Origin of the sequence: Nocardioides sp. LMS-CY, assembly GCF_018732145.1 — a bacterium.
Classification (GTDB): Bacteria; Actinomycetota; Actinomycetes; order Propionibacteriales; family Nocardioidaceae; genus Nocardioides; species Nocardioides soli.
In genome coordinates, this window is the sequence record NZ_CP076104.1 from 3678295 (window position 1) to 3700766 (window position 22472).

The following is a 22472-nucleotide window of genomic DNA, read 5'->3' on the forward strand; positions in this document are numbered from 1 at the left end:
GGCCGACGATCGCCCAGGGTCCTCACCCAGGGTGGGTGATGTTGCGGCGGCACCGCTGCCGGCAGCTCGCGCGTCAGGCCGGTTCGATGTCGCCGGGTCGCCAGGTACGGTCGAACCAGGGCTCGAGGGGACCGTAGAGCCGGATCAGCGCGAACCAGCCCTTGCCTGCGACCGTCTGGATCCAGTTCGAGGCGAGGCTCGGCGGCTCCTCCGGTCCGAACACGATGTCGACGGAACCGTCGGTGTTGTACTCGAGGGCGTCCCGCTTGCTGTTGCGGCTCGGCAGGGGCTGGCCCGTCTGCAGCTCCGAGCGGGTCTGCGGGTCGTAGACGACGACCGACCAGAAGTCCGCCGCCGGCGCGTCCGCGGGGAGGCGGAGCCGGTACGTCCTGCCGCCGTCCAGCGGAGCATCGTTCACGTCGACAGTGGCGAGGGCGTACTGGGAGCCCTTGCCAACCATCTCGAGCGCCATCGCCGGGGTGTTGACGGTCGCCAGGTAGAAGAACATCGTGCGGGCGTCCTGGAAGCGCCCACCCCTGCCACCGTCGCGGAGGAAGCGGTAGTCCCCACCGGGGAACGGCGTGGCCCAGCGACGGTCGTCGTACACGCGGCAGTCGGCCTCCCGTGAGCGGAACGCGATCGCCCGTGCTGTGCCGTTGCCGACGGCCGCGGCCTCGGTGAGGATCGCGCGCATCCGCTCGTCCGGCTCGAAGGGTGCGTCCTTGGTGATGCCGATCGACGCGAGTAGCCCCCGCGTCTCGGGATCGATGACGTCGACGGGCTCCTTGGCGACCACCTGCGCGACCTCCTCGTAGAAGCCGAGGTCGTTGGCGTGGATCGTGTTGACGACCGCCCCGGACACGGAGGTCCACTCCATCGCCGGCGGGTCCTCGCGGGTCGAGAGCGGGTACACCCGCACCCCGGTCTCGAACAGCTGCACCGCCGCGTCGGGCTTGCCGTCCACGAGGAACCCCCGCAGGATCACCAGGTTGACCGCGCTCGGGGTCTCGGCGACGAACCAGCCCTCGGGCCGCTCGCCGTCGTACCCGGGCGGGACGATCAGGTACGTTCCGCCCGCGCCCCGGTCCGGCCCGGGTGCGCCCAGGTCGACCACGAACCGGAACCATGCGTCGTCGACGGTTCCGGGGCCGCACCCCGGCGGTACCTCGATGACCGTCGGACCGTCGCGCTCGATGTCGAGCATCGTGATCGCGTACACCGTATCGGTGTTGCCGGTGAGGAACAGCGGGTTCGAGTCCAGCAGCCGGTCTGTGATCGCGGCCCGGTGGCAGGCGTCCAGCCCCACCCCCACCATGCCGCGGCGCATCCCCTCCAGGGAGGCCGCGGGGATGCAGTTCAGGAACACCTCCACCCCGCGGAGGAAGTCGAGGTGCTCGAAGAGCAGCCCCGTCGTCGCGTGCGTCGGTACGCCGTCGGCGAACTCCAACTCGCCGAGCCTGGTCATCACCCGGTCGGGTGTGGTGACCTGCGTCGGGATCGGCGTGTTGTAGCCGGTCGGGACGTCTCCGGCCGCGGGCGCGGCTCCTCGAGTCGTGGTGTGCGAGTGCCCGTCGATGGTCATCAGCTCTCCTGCGGTCGCTCGATGCCGAATCCCCGGCGCTCAGTCTGTCAGGGACTCGAGTGCAACGACGGCGGCGAGGAGCAGCGCCTCGTCCTCACCCGCCTCGATCTCGACACCGTAGGTGTCGCGCACTCGGAACCAGCGCTTGGAGATCCGCGTCACCGCGTCACCGTCCCGCTCGATCTCGTACTCGTGGTCGACGATGTTTCCGTGGGCCTTCAGGTCGGCCCCTCCCTCGACGTCGATCGCGAAGCGGTCCCGGATGCCCACCAGGGCCTTGTGCACGGTCGCCATCGGACGGCCGTCGCGCTCGATCGCGACCTTGTCGCGAACGCTGAGCTTGCGCTCCTGGATCGTGGCCACCTCGCGGCCGGACAGGTCCTCGAGCACGAACGACTCCCGGAGCCGCAACGCCTTCCCGTTCACCTTGTAGACGCGCTCGCCCTGCTCGTCCTCGATCCAGAAGTCGTCCCCGATCGACGCCAACTTCTGCCGCATCTGGAAGCGCCGAGCGTCCCCGCCAGCACGGCGTCCGCGCAAGATCCCCATCCCGGTCCCACCTCTCCACGAGCCTCGATGCCGGCAGCATGCGCCGTCACGGCCCAGCCGGCATCACACAGACAGGGTGAGGTCACCCGCGAATCGGCACGGCTCATTTCGTGGGCAGGACCACGCGGTCGGTCCCGCGCCCATACCCTGGCTCCGGTGGCATCGACAGTCGAGGGAGCCGAGAAGCCGCCGGTGCCGCGTCCGGGCATCGGCGGAGTCGTCGTGGTTCCGCTCGCCAAGACCCGTCGGCCGCGGCCGTCCCGTGCGGCGATCCGGCGGTCGGCCGTGATCGATCAGCTGATCGACTCGGCAGCGGACATCGTGCTGGTGCTGGCACCCGCCGGCTTCGGCAAGACGACCCTGGTCGCCCAGTGGGCCGACGCGGCCGGACGACCGGTCGCCTGGACCACGGCCGGCGCGACCGACCACGACCCGGTCGTGCTCATGTCGTCGATCCTGGCCGCCGTCGACCAGGCCGGCGTCGGCCTGGTCATGCCCGAGGGCATCCTGACCGGCGACGAGCCGGCGTTCTCCCGGCGCGTCCTGCCGTGCTTCCAGCGCGCCATCGAGGGCATCCGACGGCCCGTCACCCTGGTCGTCGACGACCTGCACGCGACGGCCGACTCGCCGGCCACGGTGGTGCTCCAGGCCGCGGTGGACTCGCTGCCCGAGGGATCTCAGGTGGCGCTGGTCGGCCGCTCCCGGCCGGCCCTGCCGGTCGACCTGTGGCGGGGCCGGGGCCGCTTGAGCGCGGTCGGTCCCGACGAGCTCGCCTTCTCCCCCGCAGAGGTGCAGGAGTACCTGCGCCGGGCGCTGGAGCGCACACCGGCGATCGACGAGACCCAGGGAGTCCATCGGCTCACCGCCGGATGGCCCGTGGGCGTCTATCTCCAGTCCCTGTCCCTCGCCCGCCGCGGCGCCCTCTCCGACACCGCTGCTCGCGAGGTGCACGACTTCATGGACACCGAGGTGCTCACCGGTGTGCCCGGGGAGATCGCGACCCTCCTCCGCCGTACGTCGATCCTGACGTCGTTGAGCGGCGCCCTGTGCGACCACGTGCTCCAGGAGTCCACGAGCTCCGACCTCCTGCGTCGCGCCGAGCGGGCCACCCTGCTCGTGTCGCGGCTGGAGGGATCCGGCGGCTGGTACCGGACTCATCCCCTGCTCCGGGAGCGGCTGCTCGGCACCCTACTGGTCGAGGAGCCGGCGCTGACCGCACGCATGCACAGTCGCGCCGCGCAGTGGTACGCCGCGCGCGGCCACGAGGACGAGGCGATTACGCACGCGGTCGAGGGCGACGACCACAAACTGCTGGGCAGCCTGATGTGGGAGTACGGCGCGCGGGCCCTCATGCTGGGGCGCTCGACCACCGTGGAGCACTGGCTGGCCCGGGTCCCACCCGAGGTCAGCGCGACGGCACCCGGAGTCGCTGTCACCGCGGCCTGGACCGCGGCCGAGAACGCCGACGGGCCGGGCGTCGAGCGGTGGGTCGCGACGGCGCAGGCCGGCCTGGGCGAGGACTGGCCGGCGAGACTGGATCGGTCCCCGATCGAGCCCGGCCTGGCCCTTTTGGCCGTGTTGAGCGGCGCGCTCCCGACGAACGACGCGCGGGATCTCGCCGGTGCGGCCGCTGCCGCGCTGCCGACGAACAGCTGGGTTCGCTCGCTGGCCCTCATGGTGCACGGCTGGCTGCAGGTGCTCGACGGGTCGTTCGACGAGGGCCTTGCGATCCTCCAGCACAGTCGGGCGGTGGCGGACTCCATCGGCATCGGCACCACGGCGGTCGAGGCACCGGCCGTGATGGGATTCCTGCACGCCACGCGCGGTGACCTGAAGTCCGCCGCGTCGATGGCGGAGGCCTCACGAGCCGCCTGGATCGCCCGCGACATGCAGGACTCGGCGCCGGCCACGGCGCTGTTGTTCGGCCTCACCAGCTACCTCGAGGTGTCGCGCGGGCGGTTCGAGACCGCGCGCGCCGATCTGTCCCGGACCGAGCCGCTGACCACCCACCTCGCCCGCGCCATGCCCAGCGTCGCTGTCCTCGTCGATGCGTTCGGCGCTCAGTCCTGGGCGATGATCGGCGACGCCGGGTCCGCCCGGAACGCTCTGGACCGCGCCGACCGGACCCGCGCCCTCGGCCCGCCCTCGGCGTGGCTCGACGACGTGCTGGGCGCCTCCCGCCGAGCGGTGGCGGCGCGATCCCCCTTGGCTGCCCTGACGCCCGGGGAGCTGCGCGTGTGGTACCAGCTGAGGACCGTCCAGACGGTCCGCGAGATCGCCGAGGTCCTGTACCTCTCACCCGACACCGTCAAGACGCACATGGCGGCGATCTACCGGAAGCTGGGGGTCACCTCGCGACGTCAGGCACTGGCGATCGTCGACGAGGCCACCGACGTGCCCTGAGGCACACCGACCGCAGCAAGGGGGATCAGCTGAGCATGTCCTTGACCAGGGGCACGACCTCGGTGCCGTAGAGCTCGATCGAGCGCAGCAGGTCGCCGTGCTGCACCTGGCCCTGGTCGTACTTGAGGTCGAACCGGTCCAGGCCGAGCACCTTCACCGTGCCGGCGATCTTGCGCGCCACGGTCTCGGGCGAGCCGACGTAGAGCGCACCGTCGCCGACCTCCCGCTCGAAGTCCCCGGGCTGCGGCGGCGGCCACCCGCGCTCGCTCCCGAGCTTGGTCCGCATCGCCAGCCAGCCGTCGTACACCAGGGCCTGGGCCGCCTCGTCGGTCTCGGCGACCAGCCCCGGGGAGTGCACCGCCACGCGCTGCCGCGGGACGCCGAACTGGTCCTGCGCGCGCTCGAACAGGTCGACGTACGTCGCGAACCGGTCGCTCGGCCCGCCGATGATGGCGAGGAACAGGCCGAACCCGTAGCGCGCCGTCCGCACCACCGACTCCGGGCTGCCGCCGACGCCGACCCAGGCCCGGATCCCGCCCTCCGTCTTCGGGAAGACCTCCTGGTCGACCAGCGCGGCGCGGGTCGTCCCCCGCCAGGTCACCGGCTCCTCCTTCAGGAGCGCCGCGAGCAGCTCGAGCCGCTCCTCGAACAGGGTCTCGTACTGGCTCAGGTCGAAGCCGAACAGCGGGAAGGACTCCGTGAAGGAGCCGCGGCCCGCGACGATCTCCGCGCGGCCCCGCGACACCGCGTCGAGGGTGGCGAACCGCTCGAAGACCCGCACCGGGTCGTCGGAGCTGAGCACGGTGACCGCGGACCCCAGCCGGATGTGCTCGGTGCGCGAGGCGAGGGCGGCCAGCACCATCTCCGGGCTCGACACGGCGAAGTCCCTGCGGTGGTGCTCCCCCACGCCGAAGAAGTCGAGCCCCACCTCGTCGGCCCGTGCCGCCTCCTCGACGATGTCGCGGATCACCTGCGCGTGCGTCTGCGGCCTGCCCTCGGCGTCCTGGGTGACCCCTCCGAAGGTGTCGAGGCCGAACTCGATCTCAGTCATGGACATTTCAATCATCTGTCCGGGTCCGGCATTCCCGCCGGCACGTGACGGTCGACCGAGCGGTGTGGCTACGCCGCGTCGTGAGCCCGCTTGAGCAGCTCGGCGGCGTTGCGCAGCGACACGATGTCACCGACGAGCTGGTGCATCTCGGCACGGCACTCGGCCATCGTGGCGCTGGTGCCGGCCGTCTTGAGGTGGTCCTGGAGCGTCGCCGCGTGGTCGAGCGCGGTGGCCGCGGACTGGTCGACGAGTTCGATGATTCCCATGCTGGTCTCCCCCCAGAGATCGGATGGGCTGCTTCCTCCCCACGCATCGAGGGTCCCCAGCCCGCGCCCCTGACCCTAGGCCGGACCTGACCACCGAGGGATAGCCCGAACGGGCCAAAATGCCGGGGTGTCGGGCGGGCTATCGAGTCTGACTGCACCTGACAGCCGCCGGTCATGTCGGACCGCGCGTCGGGGTCCGGACGGCGGTGCGTCAGCAACCGTTCCGGCGCGGGGAACGGTTGCCTGCTCACCGCCGCCCGGCACCCCCGGCACCCCGATCGACGGCACCCCGATCGACGGTGCGCAGCTCGTCGTCGTGCGCGGCCAGTCCGCCCAGCATCCGGTTGTAGGCCACGAGCTCGGCGTCGTCGTCCCGGTCCGCGCGCCGGTCGTGGCGCACGGCCTCCCGCGCGTCGCTGCGGTACCACTGGATGACCAGCGTCATGAGGAGCAGCACCATCGGGACCTCGCCCAACGCCCAGGTCAGGGAGCCACCGACGTACTGGTCCTGGAGCAGGTCGGTCGCGTACGGACGGTCCAGCAGGCGGTAGTACCCGCCACCGATGACGGTCGACTCGTTCATCACCGCGATGGCGAAGAACGAGTGGAACGGCATCACGACCAGCAGCAGCCCGAGCCGGGCGAAGTGGGAGGGACGACGCGGCACGGGCGCGTTGCCGACGAGCACCTCGAAGTAGAGGCATCCCACGAGCAGGAAGTGGAGCTCCATGAAGGCGTGGCCCAGGTGGTTCCTCATCAGCGCCTCGAAGAGCGTGCTGAAGTAGATCGCGTAGAGGCTGCCGACGAAGAGGATCGCGGCGACGACCGGGTGCGTCAGGACCCGCACCGGCCGCGAGCGGAGCACCCCGGAGAGCCAGTGTCGCGGTCCCCGCCCGCCGGGCACGTCGGCACCCGGCAGGGTCCGCAGGGCGAGCGTCACGGGCGCGCCCAGCACCAGCAGGATCGGCGCGATCATCGAGAGCACCATGTGGGCGGCCATGTGCGCGCTGAACATCGCGTGGGAGTAGGTTCCGAGGCCGCCGATGGTCGCGTAGCCGACCAGCGCGAGGCCGAGGTACCACGACACGGTGCGCCCGGCGCCCCAGCGAACGCCCTGTCGGCGCAGCGACAGCACCCCGACGGCGTACGCCGTGCCGCCGAGGCCGAGGATCGCCAGGCCGATGCCCGACGGCGTGAGCTCGGTCAGCAGCCGGTACGGCGTCAGGGCGGGCGGCACCGGACCGCCCAGCAGGCTCTCCGCCAGCGAGGTGTAGATCTCCCCCACGGGCGGCGGCGTGCGGCCGAGCCCGACGCCGAACGCGGTCGCGACGGCCAGGACGCCGACCTCGATGCCGGTGAGCACCGTGAGGTCCCGCCAGCCCCGGCCGTCCGGCGCCAGCCGCCCGAGGGCGACCTCCCGGCTGAAGAACGCGACGAGAGCGACCACCCCCAGGAGGAGCACCTTCACCAGGGCGCCACGGCCGTAGTCGCTGGTGACGAAGCCCGTCGGGCCACCGAGCCGGACCAGCGCGTTCACGACGCCGGAGACCGCGGTGACGCCGAAGCACCACGTGGCGACCCGGGCGAACCTCCGGGCGGCGACCGCTCGGAGCGCCGGGGCGGACCCGAGGTGCCACCAGAGCGCGACCACCCCACCGACCCAGACGCCCGCGGCACCCACGTGGAGGAGCAGGCTGACGACGGCCGTGTCGTGGCTGCCGGCGGCCGCGGAGTGGCCGGTGAAGACCGGCGGCATCAGCGTGGCGACGGCGAGCACGAGCAGCACTCCCACCTCACGCGCCGTCAGGGCGAAGCGGCTGGCGGCCGCGACCACCAGCGCGAGCGCCGCCTGGACCAGCAGCGCCCGACCCTGGTCGACGCCCCGCGCGAAGCCCCAGACCTCCTCCGGCCGCACGTGCCGCACCGGCACCGCGAACTGGTCGGAGTAGGTCAGCACCAGCACGCCCACGGTGACCAGGAACCACGCCAGGGCGAGCGGTCCGACCGTGCGGACCGCTCGGAAGGCCCGGCCGCCCAGCTCGCCGCCACCCGGCATCGTCAGCGGGGGCACCAGCAGGGCGCCGACGACGGCGATCCCGAGCAGCAGTCCCAGGTAGGTGAGCACCGGCAGCCCCCACCCCGTCCACGGGCCCGGGTCGGGCAGCCCGGCCGGCTCCGGCCGGGGCGCACCACCGCCGAGGAGCAGCAGCACGACCAGCGCCCCCAGGCCGAGGACGACGATCCCTCCGAGGGCCGTGCGGCGGCCGGAGAGCACGGAGGGCGCCGTCACGGCTCGGTACGCCGCGCGAGCAGCAGCAGGAGCAGGGCGGCCGAGAACAGCGCGGCACCGACCGCGATCGCGACGACGTGCCGTCGGGCGAACGAGTCACCTTGCCCCGGTGCGGGATCTGCGGTCGACCGGGCCGGACCACCCGCCTCCGGCGTGGCTTCGGACGGCGCCGCCGCGGACGGCGTCCCGGTCGGGTCCGGTCCCCCGTCGCCGACGGTGAACGCGATCTCACCCGTGACCGGATGGCCGTCCTCGGAGACGACTCGGTAGGCCATGGTGTACGTGCCCTCCGGCCCCTCCGACACGGCCTGCCTGACCACCGCGCCGTCGACCTCCGGATCGCCGTCGGTCACCGACGAGCCGTCGGGCGCGGTCACGATCACGTACGCCGGCGCGGACATGTCCTGGTTGAACTCGAAGGTCACCTCGGCGGGCAGCACCCGGAGCCGGTCACCCTGCGCCGGCGACGACGACACGAGAGCCGCATGCGCGGCGGCCGGTGCCGCCGGCAGCACCGCCAGCGCCAGCACTCCGAGCAGTGCGCCGGTGAGGGCTCGGACGACGGTACGGATCGCGGCGCTCACAGCTGGGTGCTCCAGTAGTCCCAGAAGCGCACCAGGATCAGCACGAGGATCACCAGATACCAGAACAGCACGATGAGGTACCGCACCGACCACAGTCCCTCGACCAGACGGTGCGACCCGCGCAGCCGCAGGGCCACCAGCACCGACCAGACCGCGATCGGGATCGTCACCGCCCACACCACCATGCACCAGGGGCAGAGCGCATCGATCCGGTAGAGGCTCTGGAAGGCGAGCCAGTGGACGAACGCGAGCCCGGCCGCGGCGCCGACGGCCAGCCCGACCATGATCCCGTGCGGCAGCCGCGTCCCGGTCGCCAGCACCACGCCGATCGTGACCACGACGCTGAAGCCGATCAGGCCGAGGAGCGGGTTCGGGAACCCGAACGCCGAGGCCTGCTCGGTCACCATCACCGACCCGCACGACAGCACCGGGTTGAGGTTGCACGACGGGGTGTACGTCGGGTCCTCGAGCAGGCGGAACTTGTCCACCGTGAGGGTGAAGGCGGCGAGCAGGCCGATCACGCCGAGGACGACGAGTCCGGCGCCGAAGCCGCGGACCCGCACCGGCTCGTTCCCGTCGACCACGCCGCCCACCTCGTCGGGCCGGTCGCTCACTTCGCACCAGCCTCGGCGACAGCTTTCTGGATCGACGCCGTGTCGGTGCCGCCGAGCTTCGTGCCGTTGACGAAGACCGTCGGCGTGCCGCTGACCTCGCCGCTGAAGACGTCCGCGGTCTGCTGGGCCGCCCAGTCGTCGTACCGGCCGTCGTCGATGCAGCCCTCGACGGCGCCGCCGGCGCCGGCGTCCTCGGCCATGCCGACGAGCTGGTCGTCGGGCAGGCCGGCGCCGCCCTCCGGCGGCTGCTGCTCGTAGAGGGACTGGTGCATCGCCAGCCAGGCGTCCTTGCCGGCGTCCTCGAGCACGCACATGGAGGCGTTGAGGGCGCGGGTCGAGTAGCCGGTGGTCGACATCCGGTCGAGGAAAGCGATCGGGCGGTACTCGACGGCGACCTGGTCGCCCTCCCGGTAGGACGTCAGCAGGTCGACGTTCGCCTGCTCGAACTGCCGGCAGGCCGGGCACTGGAAGTCCTCGACCGCCTGAAGGGTGACGGGTGCGTCGGCGGCGCCGAAGCGGACCGCACCGTCCTCGGTGAGGCCCGGCGGGGTCGTGGCAACCGCGCCGTCGCCGTCCCGCTGGCTCAGGACGACCAGCGTCGTGGCCACGACCGCGACGACCGCGACGAGGCCCACGGCGACCTGGATCAGGACCGTCCGGCGCCGGTCCCGGCGACGCTGCTGCTGCATGAGCTGCGCGGCCGCCGCCCGGCGGTCGGCGCTCGCGGCCCGCTGCTCCGCGGGCACGGGTGGGAGGTTCGGCTTCTTCTTGCTCTGCTTGCTCATGACTGCTCCTGGAAGGTCAGACGGCGAGGAGCCGCTCGGCGACGTACTCGCCCTCGGCGGCACCCGGCGGGACGGCGTAGACGGCGGACCCGATCGTGGTGACCCATTCGTTGAGTCGATCGAGCTCGGCGAGGCGACGCTGGACGGGGACGAACTGGCGGTCGACGTCGGCGGCGAACGCGATGAAGACGAGGCCGCTGTCCTCGCCGCTGGGTCGGCTCGGATCGGGCACGGTGTAGTTGTAGGCGCGGCGCAGGAAGCGCTCGCGCGGATCGGCGCTGCGGGCGCGGGCGATGTGGCTGGCCGGGTCGATGACCGGGAAGCCGAGGTCGTCCACGGCCTCGAAGTCGGGCTCCTCGTGCTCGGAGGTCCCCGTGAGTGGTGCCCCGTCGGCGAGGCGGCGCCCGACGGCGGCCTCACGACCGACCCGGTCGACCCGGTCCCACGACTCCATGCGCGCGCGGATCCGGCGTACCACCATGAAGGTGCCGCCCTCGAAGCCGGTCTCGTCCGACCACACCAGGTCGGCGAAGTCGGGCATCGCCTCGGCCAGGTTGACCGTGCCGTCGACCTGGCCCATCAGGTTGCGCATGGTCGTGCCGTCGGGCACCGCACCGTGGGCGTGGCGGTAGCCGTCCTGGATCCACCGCACCCGGGCGAACCCGGAGACGTCCTTGAGGATCATCCGCCGCGCGTGCGCGACGGCCATCGGGTCGTCGGCGCAGAGCTGCACCGCGAGGTCCGTCTGTCCCCAGGCCGGGTCCAGGCGGTCGGTCCCGAAGGCCGGAAGAGCCCGGACGGCGACCGTGGAGCCGAGCAGGTCCGACATCACCCGCGGCCCCAGCCCGAACGTCGCCGTCAGCCGGGCCGGGGTCGTGGCGAGCTCGGGCTCGGTGTCGGCGAGCGCGGGCAGGCCACGGGCCAGCCGAGCGGCGTCGTCACTGATCAGGGTGAGCAGCCGGCCGAGCCCCTCGGCCCGCACCTCGGGCAGCAGGTCCAGCCCGAGCAGGCTGAGGTGCGCCTGCGCGGGGGTGGCGATCCCGGCCTGGTGGGGGCCGTGGAACGCCACCGTGCTCGTGCCCGGCGAGGCGGCGTACGGCGTCGCTCCGTCGTCCGCGGCACCCGGGGCGTCGGAGTGCTCGGCCGGCAGGGCCACTGCGGCGGCCGACCAGCCGGCGCCGGCGCCCCCGAGGGCGACGGCACCGGTCTGGAGCAGCTGACGCCTACCCCAGCGGCGGGGGGCGTCGTCGGTCATGAGCCCGAGCCACCCATGTCCATGTCGGCCATGTCGGCCATGTCGTGGTCCTGGTACTTCTCGTCGGCGCCGGTGAACTTCTTGACGGTGGCGTCGACCTCGGTCGTGCTGCCGTCCTCGAGCTCGAGCCTGATGGTGACGGCCTCCCCCGGCTTCAGAGCCCGACCGAGGTCCATGAGCATCAGGTGGTCGCCGCCCGGTGCGAGCTCGTGCTCGCCGCCGGCCGGGATCGTGAAGCCACCCTCCTTGGGCTGCATGGTGACGGCGCCGTCGTCGTTCTGGACGGTCTCGTGGAGCTCCGTGGTCGTGGCGACGTCGCTGGTCGCGGCGGTGACCGTGATGTCACTGTCGCCGGCGTTGACGAGGGTGCCGAAGGCGGCCGTCATGCCCGTCGCGGCCGACTTGACCCACGGGTCTCGCATCGAGAGCGACGCCGCCTCGATGTCGGCGGAGCCGGCCGCGGCGTCGGTTGGCGAGGCGGACGAGGGGTCCGCGGCGCTCGAGCCTTCGGTCGAGTCGTCGCCGCAGGCGCCGAGGGTGAGCGTGAGGACGGCGGCGCCGAGCGCCGCCGCCAGGCGGGTGTGGAGCATCGATGATTCCTGTTCGTGAGTAAGGGCGAATGCCCCGCGGCCCGGGAAGGGGCGGCGGGGTGGCGTGCGCGACCGCACGCCGTGCCTCTCACGACGCCAGGGACTGGCGGGGAGCCGGCGGTGCGGTCAGCAGGCGAGCGCCGGCGGCCCTCGGCGCGTGTGCGGCCGCGCCTGCCACCACGAGGCCGTGACGACGGGCAGCTCGGCGTACGCGCTGCGCGTGGCCGGCCGCGGTGCGCCGGGAACCGGGCCGAGCGCCCACGACGCCGCCAGCACCCGACGGCCCGTCAGCGCCAGCACCGTCCAGAGGCAGCGCTCGCCGTAGGCCAGCCACAGCCCGACGACCGAGGCCGCCACGAGGTGCACCGCCATCATCGGCGCGTGCGCCGACAGGTCGCTGACGAGGTGGCCGATCGGCAGCGTCGGGGTCGTGCCGCCGACCGACTGGCCGGACATCCCCTGGTAGGCGTCCTGGAGCGAGCCCACCCGGCGCCCGTCGACGACGGGGAGCGACCTCAGCCCGGCCGGCACCGGGCGGCCCGACGCGACCCCGGTCACGTCGCCACGGTGCCCGGCGCTGAGCGTGAGGACCAGGTGCACGAGCATCTGTCCACCGACGAGCATCGCGACCAGCCGGAGCCGGCCGGCCGGACGCGCGAGCATCGGCACCGAGAGCAGCACGGACAGGCCGAGCACGACGGCGAGCAGCAACGGTCCCGGGAGCAGCCCGTCGGCCGTGACGTGGCCGACCACCCCGAACGTGAACGCGACGGCACCCACACAGAACGCACGCGGCCACACGAGCCACGGATCGACGCGGGGGTGCATACCCCGAGTTTGTCATGGTCGTCGAGGCGGGCACCCGAGGCTTAGGTCCCGAGCGGCCGCCCTGTGACACCCGCCGCATCTGTCCGGCGCCGACGGGGTCGTCCTGCTGAGGGCGGGCGGCCGGCGACCCGTCTCCGATCGACCTTCCTGCAGATCGCTGATGTCGGCCCCGGACGGCGGTGTCGCAGCTACGCGTGCCGGACAACGTCGCCGAGCAACTCCAGCTCAGCGATGCAGTCCGCGAGACTCGCGGCGCGGCCGGTCACGGCGAGGTGGGTCACTCCGGTGCCCGCGAGATCCGAGGCGATGGAGCCGAGCTTCTCCGCACGCTCCGGCGCCGAGCCGGAGAGCAGCGGTGTGAAGCAGACGTCGAAGTGCGGGTCACGGCCGCGCTCGACGCGGCCCGCGGCGATGGCGTCGATCGCCTCCGGAAGGGACGCAGCGTCGAGGCTGGGGGTGTCGGTCACCTTCGCCCGCTCGGCCGGCTGCTCGAACGGGAGCCAGCCGTCAGCGAGGTCACGGACCCGACGTCGGGCGGCGGCCCCGTTCCCCCCGACCCACACCGGCGGTCCCTCCGGCTGCCACGGCCGCGGCAGCATCCGGTTGCCCGGCGCCGGGAAGGGGCCGTCCTCGTCACGGACCACGTCGCCGCTCCAGGGGCGGCGCAGCGTGCCGAGGACGGCGTCGAGGGTTGCTCCTCGCGCCTCGTACGAGGCGCCGAGTGCGTCCATCTCGGCGCGCTGGTACCCCGCGCCGATGCCGACGATGAGCCGTCCTCGTGACAGCACGTCGAGCGACATGGTCGAGTTCGCCGCCAGGTAGGGGTTCCGATACGGGGCCACCAGCACCAACGTCAGCAACCGGATGCGCTCGGTCGCCGCCGCCATGAAGGACAGCGCGACGAACGGGTCGAAGGCCTGGTGACCGCCATGGCTCAGCCATCGGTCGCCAGGGAACGGATGGTCGGTGGCCGACACCGCGGAGAAGCCCACCTCCTCGGCGGCCACGGCGATCTCCGACAAAGACCCGTCGCCGGCCCAGGTCTGCCAGTTGCCGACGGCATGCATCGGGAACTGGAAGGTGAACCTCATGCCTCGATCAGCTCCGCCGTGCCGTCGACGGAGACGGAGCGGCTCTCGAAGAGCCAGCCGTTCTCGGTCGGCACCAGGACGTCGCGGTAGGTGCCCCAATGGTCGACGGCATCCGCCGCACACACCAGGAAGTAGGCCGACGACCTCACGAGACCGGGCCCGACCTCGTCGAACCGGAGGCTGGCGAGGAAGTGCCTGACGACAGGTCGCTCGGCACCGCCGCGCGTCCAGCGTGACGGGCCGGCCGAGGCCTGCAGGTGACGCACGATCTCCTCCCGGCCACGCGCGACGAAGTGGCCGGGCACGTCGAGGACGCCGAGCGGCGTGAAGCACGCCGCGAGCTCGTCGAGGCGCCCCTTGTCGCCCGACCGGTTGTACCGCGCGTAGACGTCGCGGACCGACTCCCGGGCGACCAGCTCGTCGATGTTCACAGGGCGACCTCGCTCTCCCGGGGTACCTCGACGCCGGTCTCCGCGCCGAGGCAGGTGACGATCGTGTGCTCGTCGGTCGGGTGGTGCAGCTCGAACTGCCAGTACTTGGCCGCCTTGGTGAAGAGGTGGACGTCGGACTCGAGCATGAACCCCAGGCCGGCATGGACCTCGTGAGCAGCGTGCACCATGGACTGCGCCGTCCGGCTCGCCTGGCGCCGCAGCAGGGCGACCTCCAGCTCCGCGTCACCCCCGGCGTCGAGGACGCGTGCGGCTTCCCGCGCGTACGCCGACGTCAGGTGCACGTCGATGGCGATGTCGGTGCAGAGGTACTGCACGGCCTGGAACCGGCCGATCGGTCCCCCGAACTGGTGCCGCTGCCCGGCGAAGGTGACGGTCGCGTCGAGCAGGCGGAGCCCCGCGCCGTAGACCTGCGCCGCGAGCATGACGTCGGCGCGCCTGCCCGAGACGGCCCACGCACGCGCCGCAGCCTCGCCACGGGCGAGCACGTCGTCGGGACGCACCTCCACGCGGTCGCACCGGATCGCGAACAGGGGCCGCTCCCCCAGGTTGGGCATCAACTCGACCTCGGCGTCACCAGCATCGACGCGCACGACCACGGGCCGGTCGCCCTCGAGCGCACCGACCAGGAGTACGTCGGCTCGGGCGGCATGAGGCACCGCCATCGCTCGACCCTCCAGCCGGCCCGACTCGAGTCGCATCGGGGCTTCCCCCCACCGCTCGTCGAGAGGCACGGCGACGATCCACTCCTCGCCGTCGCCGATGCGTTCCGCGAGGTCCGCCGCAGCTGGAGAGTCGATCCGCAGGGCGAGGTCGCGGGCCCGGGTCAGGGCCGGCAGCGGGCTCGGCGCGAGCGCCCTCCCCATCTCCACGAAGACACCCGCAGCACTCGCGAGTCCTGCGCCGTCCGAGCTTCCCGGCGCACCGTGGAGCTGCAGCCAGCCGAGCTCGACCAGCTGTCGATGGCGGTCCCGTTCGTCGACCGCCCCCTCGCGGTCGACGAGCGGCGAGTCCTTCGCGAAGACCGACCGAGCGACCTGCGCCAGGGCCTCGAAGTCCTCACCCCACGTCAGTTCCACTGTTCCCCCTCACCGCGGCAGCCCGAGGCCGCGAGTTGCCAGCACCATGCGCTTCACCTGGGGTGTCCCGCCGGCGTGATTCGCGAACGACTGTCGGTACCAGGCCTCGGGCCGACCACCGAGCAGGGCATCCGGTGCGCCGGCGGTCAGCTGACTGCGCGGACCGAGGGCCCGGTCGTAGATCTGCGCGAACAGCGGCTCGTACTCCTTGGCCAGCACCTGCTGGATCCCACCGTCGTACGTCGGCCGGCGGCCGGCCATCCCGTCGCCCACGACCTCACGGGCGAGAAGTCGCTGGGCGTGGACCATGGCGGCGAGCTCGGCGAGGTCGGCCTCGATGCCCGGGGCCTCCAGTCGTCCCGGCACCGACCGGCAGTAGGACACGAGCTCCGCGAGCCGCCGCGCCTGCGACGCGTAGATCGGCTCGACGGTCCCCGAGGCGTAGAACGCGCGCATGATGTAGTCCCAGCCGCGACCGACCTCCCCGATCAGTGCCTCGGCAGGCACCCGGACGGCGTCGAGGTACGTGCTGGACTGAACGCCGCCGCCGAAGTTCCGCATCGGGTGGAGTGTCACGCCCGGGCTGGAGAGATCGACGACGAAGATGCTGATCCCGCCGCGCGTACCCTCGGCAGTGCGGGCGGCGACATAGAGAACGTCGGACATCGGCCCCCACGACGTGTACGCCTTCTGGCCGGTGATCACCCACTCGTCTCCTTCGCGCACTGCTCGCGTCCGGAGGGAGCCGAGGTCGGAGCCGGCCTCGGGCTCGGTGAGGCCCTCTGCCCAGATGGTCTCCATCCGGGCGATCCGCGGAAGCAGCTCACGCTTCTGCTCCTCGCTGCCGCCCGCGAGGAGGGTCCCCGCGGCCAGGAACCAGCCGACCGAGTTCACCATCGGCGCGTCCGCGGCGTAGAGCTCCTCCAGCAGCACCTGGTTCTCGGCGGCCGACCGGCCGCCCCCGCCGTACTCCACGGGCCAGGTCAGACCGATCCAACCGCGAGCCGCGCACTTGCGACTGAACTCGACCGCGTAGGCCCACTGCTCCGGGCCGTCGTCGAACTCGGTGTTGAACGCCCGGTCGGGCGGGAGCTCGGCCTCGAGGAAGTCACGCACCTCCTGCCGCCAGGCCGAGAGCATCTCGGCGTCGGGCTGTTTCGGCTGCGTCATCGACGGTATGAACCTCTCCTGATGCGGCGAATCGGCAGCACTCTAGCCAGCGTCGCTCGACCGGTCAATGCAGCGATGTCCATTGACAAAGCATTGCTTTCTCGTTAGAAACCACCGCATCAAACCGCTGGATTTCAGCGCCGATCATGCGTTCCGCGATGCTTCGCCGCGGCGTACTCAGCAGGAGGCACCATGCCCCGACCACGTCCACACACCGGCCGCACCCGACCCTCCCGCCCGATGCTGCTCGTCGCCGTCAGCATGGTCGCGTTGGCGATCTCCGCGTGCGGCGGCGAGAGCGACGCCGGCGAGGGTGCCGACGGTTCGACGAAGGTGACGGTCGGCTGGCCCGGCGCGTACGAGGTCTGGGGTTCGGCGATCGTCGCCGACGGCATGGGCGTCTTCGAGGACGAAGGGCTGGACGTCGAGTTCACGACGATCGACTCCAGCAACGCCGTTGCGCTCATGGAGTCCGGCGACATCGACGTGTTCGTCTCCTCGGTCACCGCCAACATCTTCAACGCCATCAGCAGCGGCGCCGAGCTGAAGTGGGTGGCGCCGGCGTTCCTCCCGAACCCCGAGTCCGAGGAGGGCGTCTGGGTGCGGGACGAGTTCCTGAACCCGGACGGGAGCGTGAACGCCGACAAGCTCAAGGGCACGGCCCTGGGTCTGGGAAGCGGCGGGCTGGGCGCGTCCAATGCCGTGCTCGTCGTCCCGTGGCTGCAGGAGCTGGGTCTCGAGCCCACCGACTTCGAGTACCCGACCTACACGGGACCCGACATCCTCGTCGCACTGGAGAACGAGGCCGTCAGCGCGGGTTGGCTCACCGACCCGTACTGGGCGTCCGCGAGCGAGAGCGGCATCGGGAGCCTCCAGGTCGGCTTCGCGCCCGATCAGTCCATCGCGGGCTACCTGCTCTCCGGCGAGCTCCTCGACGACCGTCGCGAGACCGGGGAGGCCTTCGTGCGAGCCCTGGCGCGCACCAACGAGGAGTACCTCACCGACGACTACCACAGCAACGACGAGGTGGTGAAGGTGCTGGCCGACGCGATCGGCGTCAAGCCCGATCAGATCGCCTCCGGCAGCGGATACACGTTCCCCGCCGACCTCGCGTTCGACCACACCGTGGTCGAGACGCTGCAGGAGGTGTGGCTCCAGGTGGGCGGGATCCTCGAGTACGACGAGCCGATCCCGGTCGACGACGTCATCGACGCCACCCTGACGGAAACGTCGTGAGCGTGCGGACGTTCCTCGTCGAGGGTGCACACGGTCCGATCGAGCCGGCCGAGGGACGTCGCCTCGCGCTCGAGCTTCGCGAGCAGCTGCGTGACGCGCGCGAGCGCGGCGTCCTGACGGGGGCCTGGGCACGCGCAGGAGGCGGGCGGCTCCTGGTGATGGAGGCGCTCGACGGCGATGCCGTCGACGCCGAGCTCGCGGCCATGTCCGCACACCACACGCAGACGTGGACGGTCACCGAGCTCTTCGACCTCGCCGCCGCCCTCGACAGCTTCCTCGCCGATGATCTCCAAGGTTCGGGGGCCGACTGACGATGACGACCACATCGCAGGAGTCGGGGAACGAGCAGAGCACCGAGGGCCACCTCTCGTTCCGCCCCGGGCCCGGTGATCGGCAACCGGCGGCGTACGCACGGCGGCGGCGCAGCTTCGAGGTCGCGATCGCGTTCGTCGCGCCCATCAGCTTCTTCGCGCTCTGGCAGATCGCCTCCACGAGCGGCTGGCTCGACGAGCGCTTCTTCCCCGCGCCGACGACCGTGTGGTCGACCGCCGTCGAGCTGGTCCGGACCGGCGAGCTCCAGGAGTCGCTCGCCATCTCGACGAGACGCGCACTGATCGGACTGGCGTTCGGCGTGGTCAGCGGGTGTGCCATGGGCATCCTCCTGGGCCTGTCGCCGCTCTGGCGCGCCGCGCTCGAGCCGTTCCTCTCGGCCTGCTACACCGTGCCGAAGCTGGCGCTCCTGCCGCTGCTGCTGCTGATCTTCGGCATCGGCGAGGCTCCCAAGATCGTGCTCATCGCCATCACGGTCTTCTTCTTCGTCTGGATCGCCACCATGGAGGCCGTGATGTCCATGCCCGAGAGCTACCGCGAGGCCGGGCGCTCCCTGGGCGCGGGTCCGTGGCAGGCCATGCGCCACATCGTGATCCCCGCGATCCTGCCCCAGATCTTCGTCTCGATCCGCCTCTCGGCGGGCGTGTCGATCCTGGTCATCGTCGGCGCCGAGTTCGTGCAGGGTGGGGACGGCATCGGCTACCTCATCTGGCACTCCTGGTCGCTCCTCCGGGCGGAGGCGATGTACGTCGGGATCGTGGCCGTCGCCCTGCTCGGCTTCGTGCTGGGCGAGGTCGTCAAGTGGGTCGGCCGGTTGCTGATGCCCTGGGCTCCCCGCGATGCCGGAAGGGCGGTGATGTGATGCGTTCCGGGAACGCCGTCGAGGCCCGTGCGGTCGAGCGCGTCTTCCACTCGCGCAAGCGTGACATCCATGCGCTCGGCCCGGTCGACCTCGACGTCCGCGACGGGGAGTTCGTCTGCGTCGTCGGCCCCTCCGGCTGCGGCAAGTCGACGCTGCTCCGGATGATCGCCGGCCTCGTCACGCCCAGCGCCGGCGAGCTGCGCGTACGCGTCAAGGACGGTCGCCCCGACGCCGCCATGGTGTTCCAGGACTACAGCATCTTCCCGTGGAAGACCGTCCTCGCGAACATCCGCCTGGGCCTCGACCTCGCCAAGGTCGAGCGTCGCGAGGCGGATCGGCTGGCACGGTCCTGGGCGGCGAAGACGGGACTCTCCGACTTCCTGGACGTCTACCCCGCCTCCCTGTCCGGTGGCATGCGACAGCGGGTCGCGATCGCCCGTGCCCTCGCTCCGAACCCGCAGATCCTGTTGATGGACGAGCCGTTCGCAGCACTCGACGCCCAGCTCCGCCAGGTGCTCCAGGACGAGCTGCTCGAGGTGTGGCAGGCCGATGGCCGCCGTACGGTGGTGCTCGTGACGCACAGCCTGGAGGAGGCCGCGCTCCTGGGCGACCGCATCCTCGTCATGTCCAACCGGCCGGGACGGCTCCTGGCCGACCAGGAGGTGCCGTTCGAACGGCCACGGCGGCCCGAGCTCCGCGCGACTCCGGAGTTCGTGGCGTTCCGCGAGCAGCTGTGGCACTTGCTCCGTGATGAGGTCCGCAGCGCCTGACCTCCCGCCCCGGCGTCCTCGGTGACCGCCTGGTGCCCGTCCGCGACGGGCACCAGGCGGTCTCGCCGTCGGCGTCGCCGCTACCGGCGCTGCGCGATCTGGTTGACCAGCGCGGCACCGGCCAGGTAGCGCTCCAGGTTGCCCGCGAACAGGTCGAAGACGTTGCGCCAGTGCTCGTCCGGTGCGGCCGCGCTGTGCGGTGACACCCACAGGTTCGGAGCATCCCAGAGGGGTGATCCCGGCTGGAGCGGCTCCTGCTTCACCACGTCCAGCGCGGCGCCCCGCAGGTGCCCGTCCTCGAGCGCCGCCACGAGGTCGTCCTCGTTGACCGCGCTGCCGCGGCCGACGTTGATGAACACGCCTCCCGCGGGCATCGTCGCGAACACCTTCGCGTCGAACAGATCCCGGGTCTGCTCGCTCTCGGGCACCGCGGAGACGACGACGTCGGCGCCGGACACGGCCGACAGCAGGTCGTCGGGCCCGAAGAGCCGGTCCACGTCGGGATCGAGGTCCCCGGTCCGGGCGCTCTGCCGGACCGCGTGCACCTGCATCCCCAGCGCTCGCGACAACACCGCCACCCGGCGGCCGATCGCCCCCAGGCCCACCACGGTGACCGAGCGGCCGGCCAGCTGCCGACCGTACGTCGGTTGCCACGACCGGTCGCGCTGCTGGGCGTCGATCTCCGGGAGTCGCTTGAAGAGCTGGAGCATCCGCGCCAGCACGAACTCGGCGATGGCGACCGAGTTGACGCCCGCGGCACTGGTGAGGCGGACGGTCCCGTCGGGCAGGCCCGCGGACTCGAGCTGGCTGATGCCGGCGCCCACGCCCTGGACCCAGCGCAGTCGCGGAGCCAGGTCGGTGACGTCGAAGGGCAGATCCTGGGCGAGGACGACCTCGGCCCGTCCGAGCACCTCACGCTGCGCGGCGGTCAGCGGCGCGGCCTCGTGCCGCAGGTCGGCGGCCGGATCCTGACCGCGGCGCAGACGCAGCTCGTCCGGATCGGAGTAGCGCTCGTCGACCACCTCGATGCGCGGGCTGATCGCCTTCAGCCGCGCCACATCGGCCGCGAGAGCCTCCGCCGGTCGGTGGTCCCACGACGCCGGAAACATGATCGCCACGGTGACAAGATCATTGGACACAGGTCGAACTCCTTCACGATCGATCCACGGAGGTTCCCGTCGCGACCAGCACGCGGGTGGAGCAGTGGTCAGCCGGCCGGCACCCGGTCCGGTGGCCGCGGTGCCGACGACACCGGCGCATCACCGATCTGCGCCGCCAGGAGCCGCCGGCGAACCTGCTGGGTCGAGGCGGTGCGAGGGATCTCGTCGACCACCACGAGCCGCCGAGGATGCTTGAAGGTCGCGAGGCGGTCCGAGCAGCACCGCCGGAGGAACTCCAGTCCCGGGGTCCGGCTGCCCGGGGCGCCCACGACGACCGCGCAGATGATCTCGCCCCAGTCCGGGTCCGGCAGGCCGATGACCGCGACGTCGCGGATGCCGGGGACCGTCGCCAGCACCGCCTCCACCTCGACCGGGGACACCGAATGGCCTCCCGATCGGATGACCTCCTTGGCGCGGCCGACGATGTAGACGTACCCCTGGTCGTCGATCTCGGCCAGGTCGCCGGTCCGGAACCAGCCGTCAGCGGTGAACTGCGGGTCGTCGGCGGTCACCGGTTCGAGGACGCAGGGCCCCTGGAGCTGCAGCTCACCGTCGCCGCCGGTGCGGAGCCGGATCCCTTGCATCGGGAGCCCGCACGAGCCCACCCGCTCGGTCAGCGCCTCACCCTGCAGACAGGTAACGGCGCCACCCTCCGTCGATCCGTAGAAGACCCGGACCCGTGCCTGGGGAACGAGCTCCTGGATGGCTTCGATCAGGCTCAGCGGCGTGGCCGAGGTGCCCGTGTCGGCGAAGCGGATCGACGACAGGTCGGGGAGCGGGCCACCCACGGCTCGAGCCTCGGCGACATGGTCGAGGATCCGCCGCCAGATCGCGGGGATGCAGTAGATGCGCTCGGCCCGGTAGGCCGCCACGACCCGGCAGATGGCGTCGGCCCGGAAGGTCTCGGGATAGATGACGGCCGCGCGAGCCTGCCACTGCTGGAGGGTGGTCGCCCAGCCGGCCACGTGGAACAGCGGGAACGGGCACACGGCCGAGCCACGGTCCTCCGGCTGGGCGCCCGGGTGGCTGCGCAACGACAACACCCGCTGGCCGAGCGCGATGCCCTTGGGCTCGCCGGTGCTGCCGCTCGTGAAGAACATGACCTGGGTCAGGCCCTCGTGGAGCTCGCTGTCGTCGATCGGGTCGACCGGGCCGAGCTCGATCGCGTGCTCGACAAGGTGCGCCGCGTCGTGGGTGTCCAGGCTCAGCGCCGCGTCGAACGTGGCGTGCAGGCGGCTGACCTCCACGTCCGACAGGGCGGGATCGATCGGGACGAAGACCGCACCGATCTTGGCGGTGGCCGCGAAGAGCGCGACGGTGGCCAGGCTGAGGTCGGCCCGGAGGCTCACGTGGTCCCCGACGCCGACTCCCTTCTCGAGCAGGCGGTGCGCGACCTGATCAGAGATCAGGTCCAGCTCACCGAAGGTCCAGGACCGGTCGCCGATGGCGAGAGCCATGCGATCGGGGACCGTACGTGCGGCGTTGGTGAAGATGTCGCCGACGAGAAGCCTCATGCTGTCGTGTCTCG

The 22472-nt window shown here is 71.9% G+C and carries 22 protein-coding genes; 5 read left to right on the top strand and 17 right to left on the bottom strand.

Annotation, left to right across the window (positions count from 1 at the left end):
* Window positions 1-73 precede the first annotated feature (73 nt).
* Window positions 74-1582 (bottom strand): DUF1254 domain-containing protein, encoded by a 1509-nt coding sequence (locus KM427_RS17520; protein ID WP_215524734.1) that lies wholly within the window; start codon window positions 1580-1582, stop codon window positions 74-76.
* Between the two features lie 39 nt (window positions 1583-1621).
* A complete protein-coding gene (locus tag KM427_RS17525) occupies window positions 1622-2080 on the bottom strand; it encodes an LURP-one-related/scramblase family protein (protein ID WP_252274612.1) in 459 nt (152 codons plus the stop codon).
* A gap of 207 nt (window positions 2081-2287) precedes the next feature.
* On the opposite strand from KM427_RS17525, the gene KM427_RS17530 reads away from it, so the two are divergent.
* Window positions 2288-4534, top strand: a complete 2247-nt coding sequence (locus KM427_RS17530) for a LuxR family transcriptional regulator (RefSeq protein WP_215524736.1) — start codon at window positions 2288-2290, stop codon at window positions 4532-4534.
* A 25-nt stretch (window positions 4535-4559) separates the two neighbouring features.
* On the opposite strand, the gene KM427_RS17535 is transcribed toward KM427_RS17530, so the two are convergent.
* The 13 genes from KM427_RS17535 to KM427_RS17595 form a co-directional block, all read right to left on the bottom strand.
* Window positions 4560-5585 (bottom strand): Atu2307/SP_0267 family LLM class monooxygenase, encoded by a 1026-nt coding sequence (locus tag KM427_RS17535; RefSeq protein ID WP_215524737.1) that lies wholly within the window; start codon window positions 5583-5585, stop codon window positions 4560-4562.
* 68 nt (window positions 5586-5653) lie between these two features.
* Window positions 5654-5851, bottom strand: coding sequence for a hypothetical protein (locus KM427_RS17540; protein WP_183593573.1), 198 nt, complete (start codon window positions 5849-5851; stop codon window positions 5654-5656).
* 247 nt (window positions 5852-6098) lie between these two features.
* Window positions 6099-8141 (bottom strand): bifunctional copper resistance protein CopD/cytochrome c oxidase assembly protein, encoded by a 2043-nt coding sequence (locus tag KM427_RS17545; RefSeq protein WP_215524738.1) that lies wholly within the window; start codon window positions 8139-8141, stop codon window positions 6099-6101.
* The gene (locus tag KM427_RS17550; protein WP_183593571.1) at window positions 8138-8725 is read right to left on the bottom strand and encodes a copper resistance CopC family protein; all 588 of its coding nucleotides are present in this window, start codon (window positions 8723-8725) and stop codon (window positions 8138-8140) included. The genes KM427_RS17545 and KM427_RS17550 overlap by 4 nt, the downstream gene beginning before the upstream one ends.
* The gene (locus KM427_RS17555) at window positions 8722-9339 is read right to left on the bottom strand and encodes a vitamin K epoxide reductase family protein (RefSeq protein WP_252274614.1); all 618 of its coding nucleotides are present in this window, start codon (window positions 9337-9339) and stop codon (window positions 8722-8724) included. The genes KM427_RS17550 and KM427_RS17555 overlap by 4 nt, the downstream gene beginning before the upstream one ends.
* Window positions 9336-10124 carry a DsbA family protein gene (locus KM427_RS17560; protein WP_183593570.1) on the bottom strand — a complete coding sequence of 263 codons (789 nt, stop codon included), beginning with the start codon at window positions 10122-10124 and terminating at the stop codon, window positions 9336-9338. Before KM427_RS17560 ends, KM427_RS17555 begins: the two co-directional genes overlap by 4 nt.
* Window positions 10125-10140: 16 nt before the next feature.
* Window positions 10141-11379 carry a Dyp-type peroxidase gene (locus KM427_RS17565; RefSeq protein WP_215524739.1) on the bottom strand — a complete coding sequence of 413 codons (1239 nt, stop codon included), beginning with the start codon at window positions 11377-11379 and terminating at the stop codon, window positions 10141-10143.
* Window positions 11376-11969 (bottom strand): copper chaperone PCu(A)C, encoded by a 594-nt coding sequence (locus KM427_RS17570; protein WP_215524740.1) that lies wholly within the window; start codon window positions 11967-11969, stop codon window positions 11376-11378. The genes KM427_RS17565 and KM427_RS17570 overlap by 4 nt, the downstream gene beginning before the upstream one ends.
* A 126-nt stretch (window positions 11970-12095) precedes the next feature.
* The gene (locus KM427_RS17575; RefSeq protein WP_183593567.1) at window positions 12096-12797 is read right to left on the bottom strand and encodes a hypothetical protein; all 702 of its coding nucleotides are present in this window, start codon (window positions 12795-12797) and stop codon (window positions 12096-12098) included.
* Window positions 12798-12985: 188 nt separating this feature from the next.
* A complete protein-coding gene (locus KM427_RS17580) occupies window positions 12986-13888 on the bottom strand; it encodes a TIGR03619 family F420-dependent LLM class oxidoreductase (RefSeq protein ID WP_215524741.1) in 903 nt (300 codons plus the stop codon).
* The gene (locus tag KM427_RS17585) at window positions 13885-14319 is read right to left on the bottom strand and encodes a nuclear transport factor 2 family protein (protein WP_215524742.1); all 435 of its coding nucleotides are present in this window, start codon (window positions 14317-14319) and stop codon (window positions 13885-13887) included. Before KM427_RS17585 ends, KM427_RS17580 begins: the two co-directional genes overlap by 4 nt.
* Window positions 14316-15416 carry an acyl-CoA dehydrogenase family protein gene (locus KM427_RS17590; RefSeq protein WP_215524743.1) on the bottom strand — a complete coding sequence of 367 codons (1101 nt, stop codon included), beginning with the start codon at window positions 15414-15416 and terminating at the stop codon, window positions 14316-14318. Before KM427_RS17590 ends, KM427_RS17585 begins: the two co-directional genes overlap by 4 nt.
* 9 nt (window positions 15417-15425) lie before the next feature.
* Window positions 15426-16586 (bottom strand): acyl-CoA dehydrogenase family protein, encoded by a 1161-nt coding sequence (locus KM427_RS17595; protein ID WP_215524744.1) that lies wholly within the window; start codon window positions 16584-16586, stop codon window positions 15426-15428.
* A gap of 192 nt (window positions 16587-16778) precedes the next feature.
* On the opposite strand from KM427_RS17595, the gene KM427_RS17600 reads away from it, so the two are divergent.
* Genes KM427_RS17600 through KM427_RS17615 form a run of 4 tightly spaced genes read left to right on the top strand, consistent with a single transcriptional unit; the run spans window position 16779 to window position 19784 of the window.
* The gene (locus tag KM427_RS17600) at window positions 16779-17822 is read left to right on the top strand and encodes an ABC transporter substrate-binding protein (protein ID WP_183593516.1); all 1044 of its coding nucleotides are present in this window, start codon (window positions 16779-16781) and stop codon (window positions 17820-17822) included.
* On the top strand, window positions 17819-18133 hold the full coding sequence (locus KM427_RS17605) for a hypothetical protein (RefSeq protein WP_215524745.1): 315 nt from the start codon (window positions 17819-17821) through the stop codon (window positions 18131-18133). Before KM427_RS17600 ends, KM427_RS17605 begins: the two co-directional genes overlap by 4 nt.
* Before the next feature lie 2 nt (window positions 18134-18135).
* Window positions 18136-19014 (top strand): ABC transporter permease, encoded by an 879-nt coding sequence (locus KM427_RS17610; RefSeq protein ID WP_183593514.1) that lies wholly within the window; start codon window positions 18136-18138, stop codon window positions 19012-19014.
* Entirely contained in the window at window positions 19014-19784 is a 771-nt protein-coding gene (locus KM427_RS17615) for an ABC transporter ATP-binding protein (RefSeq protein ID WP_252275417.1), read from the top strand. The genes KM427_RS17610 and KM427_RS17615 overlap by 1 nt, the downstream gene beginning before the upstream one ends.
* An 80-nt stretch (window positions 19785-19864) precedes the next feature.
* On the opposite strand, the gene KM427_RS17620 is transcribed toward KM427_RS17615, so the two are convergent.
* The gene (locus KM427_RS17620) at window positions 19865-20923 is read right to left on the bottom strand and encodes a D-2-hydroxyacid dehydrogenase (protein WP_215524747.1); all 1059 of its coding nucleotides are present in this window, start codon (window positions 20921-20923) and stop codon (window positions 19865-19867) included.
* Between the two features lie 68 nt (window positions 20924-20991).
* Window positions 20992-22458: a class I adenylate-forming enzyme family protein gene (locus KM427_RS17625; RefSeq protein WP_215524748.1), complete on the bottom strand. Its 1467-nt coding sequence runs from the start codon at window positions 22456-22458 to the stop codon at window positions 20992-20994.
* Window positions 22459-22472 lie beyond the last annotated feature (14 nt).